Annotated in this window: 9 protein-coding genes; all 9 read left to right on the top strand. The window is 44.1% G+C overall.

Annotated elements, in window-relative coordinates:
* Positions 1–206: 206 nt before the first annotated feature.
* From QN379_RS22660 to QN379_RS22620, 9 genes are read left to right on the top strand one after another with little or no spacing between them, the layout of a single operon-like run.
* Entirely contained in the window at positions 207–614 is a 408-nt protein-coding gene (locus tag QN379_RS22660; RefSeq protein ID WP_323507690.1) for a hypothetical protein, read from the top strand.
* Entirely contained in the window at positions 611–1,906 is a 1,296-nt protein-coding gene (sctN, locus tag QN379_RS22655; protein ID WP_323507689.1) for a type III secretion system ATPase SctN, read from the top strand. The genes QN379_RS22660 and sctN overlap by 4 nt, the downstream gene beginning before the upstream one ends.
* Entirely contained in the window at positions 1,890–2,345 is a 456-nt protein-coding gene (locus tag QN379_RS22650) for a hypothetical protein (RefSeq protein ID WP_323507688.1), read from the top strand. The genes sctN and QN379_RS22650 overlap by 17 nt, the downstream gene beginning before the upstream one ends.
* Entirely contained in the window at positions 2,333–3,310 is a 978-nt protein-coding gene (locus QN379_RS22645) for a hypothetical protein (RefSeq protein WP_323507687.1), read from the top strand. The genes QN379_RS22650 and QN379_RS22645 overlap by 13 nt, the downstream gene beginning before the upstream one ends.
* Positions 3,307–4,221, top strand: a complete 915-nt coding sequence (locus QN379_RS22640) for a FliM/FliN family flagellar motor switch protein (RefSeq protein ID WP_323507686.1) — start codon at positions 3,307–3,309, stop codon at positions 4,219–4,221. Before QN379_RS22645 ends, QN379_RS22640 begins: the two co-directional genes overlap by 4 nt.
* A complete protein-coding gene (locus tag QN379_RS22635; RefSeq protein WP_323507685.1) occupies positions 4,211–4,873 on the top strand; it encodes an EscR/YscR/HrcR family type III secretion system export apparatus protein in 663 nt (220 codons plus the stop codon). Before QN379_RS22640 ends, QN379_RS22635 begins: the two co-directional genes overlap by 11 nt.
* Positions 4,874–4,875: 2 nt before the next feature.
* A complete protein-coding gene (locus tag QN379_RS22630; protein ID WP_323507684.1) occupies positions 4,876–5,130 on the top strand; it encodes an EscS/YscS/HrcS family type III secretion system export apparatus protein in 255 nt (84 codons plus the stop codon).
* Between the two features lie 8 nt (positions 5,131–5,138).
* Positions 5,139–5,909, top strand: a complete 771-nt coding sequence (sctT, locus tag QN379_RS22625; protein WP_323507683.1) for a type III secretion system export apparatus subunit SctT — start codon at positions 5,139–5,141, stop codon at positions 5,907–5,909.
* A 10-nt stretch (positions 5,910–5,919) separates the two neighbouring features.
* Positions 5,920–7,086 carry an EscU/YscU/HrcU family type III secretion system export apparatus switch protein gene (locus tag QN379_RS22620; protein ID WP_323507691.1) on the top strand — a complete coding sequence of 389 codons (1,167 nt, stop codon included), beginning with the start codon at positions 5,920–5,922 and terminating at the stop codon, positions 7,084–7,086.
* Positions 7,087–7,174 lie beyond the last annotated feature (88 nt).

Here is a 7,174-nt window from a genome sequence, read left to right as displayed (position 1 = left end):
TATCAGACGTTTCGTTAAGAAGCTATTAGAGGCGCGCTTTCGTGACCTGGATGTGATTTCGTTTGGGGAAGTCAGTAGTAATGTGGATGTCAACGTAGTCAAAGTTATCTAGATTTTGTTTGTAGTGTCTGGCAGAAATAGTCTGAAAAATTAACTTTAATTGCGCAATCCAAGGTTGGAGTTCGAAGTCTTTATAAAGAGAGAAAATGATTAAAAAAAATCTTGGCGAATTGGTAAGAAATGCCCTATTGCATAGCGGTTGCGAAGCAGGCCTCATCAAAGATCTTGATAATCATACGACAGTACAGATCCAGTTGGAAAATATGCCCTCAATGTTCGTTGGGACCATCGACGAGAGGACGGTGATCTGGAGCGACTTATGCGACTTTCATGAAAGTATCATCACTTACCATTCGGATAATTTATTGCGTGAAATTATGGGTGGTTTTATCTATAGCGAGAACGGGCAACTTGGGATTCGTGAAAGTAATGGTCAGTTGCAACTCTGCGCGTACATGGCAGATGCATATCTACATAGTCCTGGTGCAATGGCCGAGGCAATCAACGCTTTTTTTGAAAGTCAATCGCGCGTGATAGAAATCGTCAGACAATGACGCAACCACGCCTCCTGAATCACTACATTCATCCTCATTATCTATCCGGAACCATTATCGAAGCACGGTTAAATGGCGTCTCTGTCGGAGAGGTTTGCGACGTGCGCCGACATTGGCGAGAAAATGAAGTGCTGGCCCGCGCACTGGTTGTAGGTTTTCGTGGGGACATGGCAATTCTTAGTTTAATGGGTAATGCGAAAGGCCTATCCCGAGAATCTGTATTGATACCGACTGGAGGTGCATTGACCGTTCGATTACACGATGGTGTATTGGGTTCGGTACTTGATTCAAATGGAATATGTATAGCACGCTTGTCAGAACAAAAAGTATCGATACAAGCTGATCGGTGGTGTGCCTTAGATGCGGCGCCTCCTACGTTTGAGAAGCGCGTCTCGATTCGGCAAAAATTTCATAGCGGTATTCGTGTTGTAGATGCGCTTATGACATGCGGAGTCGGTCAGCGATTAGGAATTTTTGCATCGGCAGGTGCTGGAAAGACTAGCTTTGTAAATATGCTTATTGAGCATGCGACGGCTGAAATATTCGTCATCGGACTTATTGGGGAGCGCGGACGTGAAGTAACAGAATTTGTCGATGCCTTAAAACACTCTCCGCGGCGTAGCAGATGTGTGGTGGTGTACGCGACATCGGACGCATCATCAGTTGATCGTCGAAACGCGGCTCTATTAGCGACCACTGTTGCCGAATATTATCGTGACCGTGGATCGCAGGTCGTTTTATTGCAAGACTCCCTGACGCGCTATGCGCGTGCATTACGCGACGTGGCTTTAGCCGCGGGGGAGCCACCGGCACGTCGCGGTTATCCAGCGTCGGTATTTGAGGCTCTGCCACGGTTGCTAGAGAGGCCAGGCGTCACTTCCGATGGCAGTATTACTGCGTTTTATACAATATTGCTTGAAAGCGAGGATGAAGCGGACCCGATTGCCGAAGAAATACGTTCCATTTTGGATGGACATATTTATCTGAGTCGAAAGCTCGCCTCTAAAAACCATTATCCAGCAGTCGATGTACTGCGTAGTTTGAGCCGTGTTGCATCGCAAGTATGTGACGCAACACAATTGCGTAGCGCCAGTTCTATTCGAGAAAAGCTAAGTCGTATCGAGGAATTACAGTTAATGCTGGACATGGGCGAGTATCGAGTCGGCGAAAATACTCAGAATGACCGTTTGATGGAGCAGAAGGATGCACTTTTTAGTTGGCTGCGTCAGATGCCTGACGAGCGCAGTAATGAAGTGGTGACGCTGGAGACGATGCATGCACTTGCTGAATAAATATGTGACCTTCAAACGTTACAGTGAACTACGCCAAAAGTCGGGTAAGCGCCATTTGTCGAGTCTACACAATCAGTGTTTGCAAATACAGATTGAATGCGAACAATTAACCGGGGCAATTGAACTACAACGCCAATTTGCAGAGAGTGGGCACCTTGTGGGAGAAATAATTGACCGACAGCGTCTTTTTTCATGGATGCGCAAAAATGCGATTGTTTTGCGAAAAGTCCAAGAACTGCGTCTGGAACTACATAAGTGCCAGACGAGGAAAATAGAATGTGAAGAAAAGTTTGAATCACAGCGTTTGCTGTGTAAGCGACTTGACCTTAAGCAAGAAAAATATACCGAGTTAGTTATGTTCGAGAAAAAAAAGCAATGCATAAAATCTATCAACTTTGAAGAATCTGAAATAGAGGCGAAACTTTCATGGACAAAATAAGTAACGTCAACTTATGTGTTGGTGCGAATCTGGATTCCTTCGATAGAGGTAGAAAAAAAATATTTCCGGAGTCCGAATGTGTAGATAAAAAAACACAACAGGAGCACGAAGAGATGCAGCAGTTATCGATGGCAGTGCAGCAATTAATGCCATTAGATGTGCGGTATAAGGAAGGCGCTACCAGTTCGGGTGTCTACATCCCCGACGATTTAAAGGATAAGCCTAAGTCAAGTAAGCGGGATGAAATTGCTAGTTTCAATAGCTTACATGGCGCAATATCGTCACGATCAAAAAATGGCTACCACGCAAGATTAAAGGCTGAGCAAGTTTCGATTCCATCTCTTCGGCTGGATCCACCTAATGACGGGCTTAATGTGGTTGATAGTGGGGAGATGGTCAAGACCAAAAACAAAGACTCAAACTCCTATGGACACGAAATACGATCGGGCAGTTCGCATCAAAGCGAAAAGATGCTACTCCCACTACCTTTACAAGAAAAATTCTCCGACATTTATCACCAATTCGACAAGAGCGTGACAAACCTTATTGATGAAAAGGAATTACAACCTTTGCCGCTTCTGGGAGAGAGCGATAAGTTAAACCAATTTTCTCCTCAATTGCAGGTTAAAGATAAAGCGTTTGGTAATTCTTTGCATAAGCCGTTTACCTCCGTCCAGTCGCAATCTGAGCCAACGACTATATTTGGTAAGGAAGCTGAACAATACAAAAATGGCGAACTTATTTATAGCTTTAAGGCTTGGGGCGATCAACATGCGGTGCGCATTGCGCTTCACCCAAGCCAAAACCATGCACAATTATTGTTGCGGCCATCCAGTAATCTGGTTGAGCAACGCCTGAATGACCAAGTTGCTAGTAGTTGCGAGAAGTGGATAGTGGAGCCGCATCAGGATGATCTACAAGATGGTGCTAAACATCGGTGGATCGAAGAGGAGGATGAGTTATGAGGCTTCCTTCGCTTCGTCGGATATCTCAGGCCAACGTCGACGCGCATAGAGCGGCGGCGCAGTGGTCGCAATATGGTCTTGATCAGGAATTCTCGCTATTGACCAGGAGTGACATGCTTGTTTCCATTACCGCTTACGCGGAGCATGGCAATTGGAGTGGATATCTTGATCTTGCCGAGTGGCTCAGTAATACCGCACCGCAATTAGCGATGGTCGCTCGGCATAGTTATAACGCTCCCCAGCAGGTGATAAGTCTTTTTAATGCGAGTGATCATCCGCTCTCTTTAAAGCCGCCTGAACTCCATTACTCTCGCCTTCATGCAAGATTCAGCCCATCGCCGGATAGCGAGTGCCGTTATGTTTCAGTAATGTCCCTGCAATGCAGGGTTTGGTTGGATAAGTTCCCGATCAATTCGTCCTGTATTTGTGGGCCGCTGTCTCCATTTATACAAGAGCTTCCACTAAGACTAGAGTTTCTACTCGGAAGCAGTTATGTGAGTCGTCATCTTTTGATTCAAATGGCACGCGGTGATCTTTTATTGGTGAGTGACATTCGGTTTGCTTTGCTGAGTGGTGGTCAGGCGCTTGCTAGTTTTTCAATTAATGACCTAGGAGAAATTGCTTTGGAAGTACTCAAACAGCAAGAAAAAATAGAAACGCTCATTCCCTCCCAAGCGCTCGACGACATTTCTGTCCGCATTGATTTTATATTGCAACGCAATGTCTTAACACTCGCACAGCTCAGCGAGTTATATCGCGGTCAGTTTTTATTACTTGGTCCTACAAGCGAAAAGCAAATCGAAATTACTGCCAATGGCGTCACGCTTGCAAAAGGCGAACTGGTTGAGTTAAACGGACAACTCGGCGTTGAGATCGCAGAAATTTCATCCTTGGCAAAAAATGTCAAATGACATTTCACTTATTGGAACGTTGGCTTTTGCAACGCTCCTACCATTTTTGATTGCGGCTGGAACTTGTTATTTGAAATTTTCAATCGTGTTCATCATGGTCCGTAATTCGATGGGATTACAGCAAGTTCCTTCCAATCTTGTTCTTAATGCGGTCGCATTAATGATGGCAGTATTCGTTATGATGCCAGTAGCAGAATCGATTGTTGACCACCAGAGAGATAATCCGGTTAATTTTTCGAATCTTGAATCGGTAGAACTATTCCTAGACAATGGGTTGAATAGCTACCGCGGATATTTAGAAAAGTATAGCGACCCAGAATTGACGCAATTTTTTGAAAAAATTCAAGTTGCGCGATCGTTAGAAAAAGATGACCTCTACATGGCTGGTGAGGATAAAGCGTCGATTTTCTCGCTATTACCAGCGTACGCGCTAAGCGAGATAAAAGCCGCATTTAAAATTGCATTTTATTTATATTTGCCCTTCGTAGTAATTGATCTGGTCATTTCAAGCATCTTGCTGGCATTGGGGATGATGATGATGAGCCCAGTTGTGATTTCGGTCCCAATTAAATTGATCCTTTTTGTCGCGCTTGATGGCTGGTCCATTTTGAGTCAGGGATTAATCCTGCAATACATCGATCTGAGTACTTAACAATGAATGATATTGCCTATGCGGGTAACAAGAGTTTGTATCTGGTGCTGATGTTGGTACTGTGGCCAGTGACAGTTGCGACTGTTGTTGGTCTTTTAGTTGGATTGTTCCAAACGGTCACGCAATTACAGGAGCAGACTTTACCATTTGGCATAAAGTTGCTAGCGGTGAGTTTGTGCTTATTTTTATTATCTGGCTGGTATGGTGAAGTTCTACTCAACTTTAGTCAGGAAATGATGCGATTGGCAATAGGCTGATATTGCTAATGAATGCTTCACTTTTTTTTGATCTACACACTTGGATGCTAGGGGCTTCGCTTGGCTATGTGAGGTTAGCGCCAATATTTTTTATTCTCCCTTTTTTTAATACGACTGTATTGACAGGTCCGACCCGTCATACGGTGATTATGATTATAGCCATGGGATTTTGGCCCGTACCGATGGATGCCATGGCAAACATCGAAACACTTCCTTATATCATTGCTATAGGCAGGGAACTCTTCATTGGTTTAATAATGGCGTGTCTTATTGCGTGGCCTTTTTGGATTTTCCATGCAGTCGGTAACTTTATTGACAATCAGCGAGGCGCAACGCTTAGCAGCACAATCGATCCATCGAATGGCGTAGATACTTCCGAACTAGCCAATTTTTTTAATATCTTTGCAGCTGCAATTTATTTACAAGGTGGTGGGATGCTACTGTTTGCTCAAGCGATCAACAATAGCTATCGGTTATGTGATCCTCTGCAAGGATGTAATTTTTCATCGTTACCAATTATGTCTATTTTGGTCGATCTGATGACCAAGGCAATTGTTGTGGCGAGCCCGGTCATTACGATCATGCTGCTATCCGAGTTCACGTTGGGGCTACTGTCGCGCTTCGCGCCCCAGCTCAATGCATTCTCTGTATCACTCACCATAAAAAGTTTTATGGCAATGCTGACATTGCTAATCTATTTTGGACCGATCTTTCCAGATGAAATTATGCAGTTAACGGCAAAGTCTAGCCAATTGTCATACTGGTTCAGGGGGAAATAGCCAATGTCCGCTGCCAGCAAAACCGAAAAGCCAACAGCAAAAAAAAAAGAAAGATGCAGCTAAACGAGGTCAATCATTTAAAGCCCGTGATCTGGTTGTCGCCTGTCTAACTTTTTGTGGCGTGTTGTTCGTAGTATGGCTTGGCTCACTTGCTGAAATCGGAACAGCTCTTATCATTGTTGTGCAAAGCGGATTTGACGTCGATCTCCATCGTTATGTCGCCAGTTTATTGCTATCTGGGTTAAAGGTAATTGGCCCAATTATTTTGCTGAGTATACTTTCTACCGCTATTCCTTCGCTGGTTCAAAGTGGCTTTTCCTTGGCGAGTGAAGCATTAAAGTTGAATTTCGGGGCCGTTAATCCGGCGAAGGGATTTAAAAAAATATTCAGCCTGCGCACTATCAAGGATCTCATCAAGACAATGCTTTATCTGTTTAGTTTTGGTGCTGCTGCGGTACTTGCCTGGTGGTGGCATCGTGGCTTGATATTCTCGCAAATTTATGCCTCGATTCCGGTAATTGTGGACATTTGGGGGAGGCTTATCATTAGTCTGGTTCTGATTTGTTTGGGCTCTGTAATGATCATTATAATTCTCGATGCGATGGCTGAACTTTTCCTTTATCTGAAGGATTTACGCATGGACAAGCAGGAGGTCAAGCGCGAAAACAAGGAGCAGGAGGGCGACCCAATGATCAAGAGTTCACGGCGGCAAGCGCATATGGAATTGCTATCGTCACAAGAGAAGGATGATATCCAAAACTCTAAAATGATTATTGCCAACCCAACGCATATAGCCATCGGTATTTATTTTAAGCCTGAAATTTCACCGATTCCTTATGTCTCTGTACGTCAACGCAATCAACGCGCCTTAGCAGTCAGAATGTATGCGGAGAAGGTTGGTGTTCCCGTGATCGTCGATGTGCGCTTGGCACGACGAATCTATGGCACGCATGCGCTTTATTCAATGGTTGAAATGGATGTTATTTATCCGGTAGTTCACCTGCTTCTCTGGCTTCAGGAGGTCGAACTGGCTGGCATCGACCATCCGGGGGCAATAAGCGAGGATTCTATTAATGATCGAAATGAAGAATCTGAAAATGAGGTTATAGCCGATAGCTACGACGCTAAAAATGACATTGATGTTGATGGAAGTAAGGGTAATTTTTCACCACTTTAATTATAAATTGTGAGGCGTATTTGTAAGTCAAATTTACTATGCGCGTTTTTTTAATGTTCCATTATTTATTTTATTTAATAATGACACC

Origin of the sequence: Glaciimonas sp. Gout2, assembly GCF_035018905.1 — a bacterium.
In the GTDB taxonomy this organism is placed as follows: Bacteria; Pseudomonadota; Gammaproteobacteria; order Burkholderiales; family Burkholderiaceae_D; genus Glaciimonas.
This window is presented reverse-complemented; position numbering and strand designations above follow the sequence as displayed.

Coding starts and splice junctions, on each gene's coding strand:
- sctN (WP_323507689.1), top strand. CDS start 611: ATGACGCAACCACGCCTCCTGAATCACTACATTCATCCTCATTATCTA.
- sctT (WP_323507683.1), top strand. CDS start 5,139: ATGAATGCTTCACTTTTTTTTGATCTACACACTTGGATGCTAGGGGCT.
- QN379_RS22650 (WP_323507688.1), top strand. CDS start 1,890: ATGCACTTGCTGAATAAATATGTGACCTTCAAACGTTACAGTGAACTA.
- QN379_RS22645 (WP_323507687.1), top strand. CDS start 2,333: ATGGACAAAATAAGTAACGTCAACTTATGTGTTGGTGCGAATCTGGAT.
- QN379_RS22640 (WP_323507686.1), top strand. CDS start 3,307: ATGAGGCTTCCTTCGCTTCGTCGGATATCTCAGGCCAACGTCGACGCG.
- QN379_RS22635 (WP_323507685.1), top strand. CDS start 4,211: ATGTCAAATGACATTTCACTTATTGGAACGTTGGCTTTTGCAACGCTC.
- QN379_RS22630 (WP_323507684.1), top strand. CDS start 4,876: ATGAATGATATTGCCTATGCGGGTAACAAGAGTTTGTATCTGGTGCTG.
- QN379_RS22660 (WP_323507690.1), top strand. CDS start 207: ATGATTAAAAAAAATCTTGGCGAATTGGTAAGAAATGCCCTATTGCAT.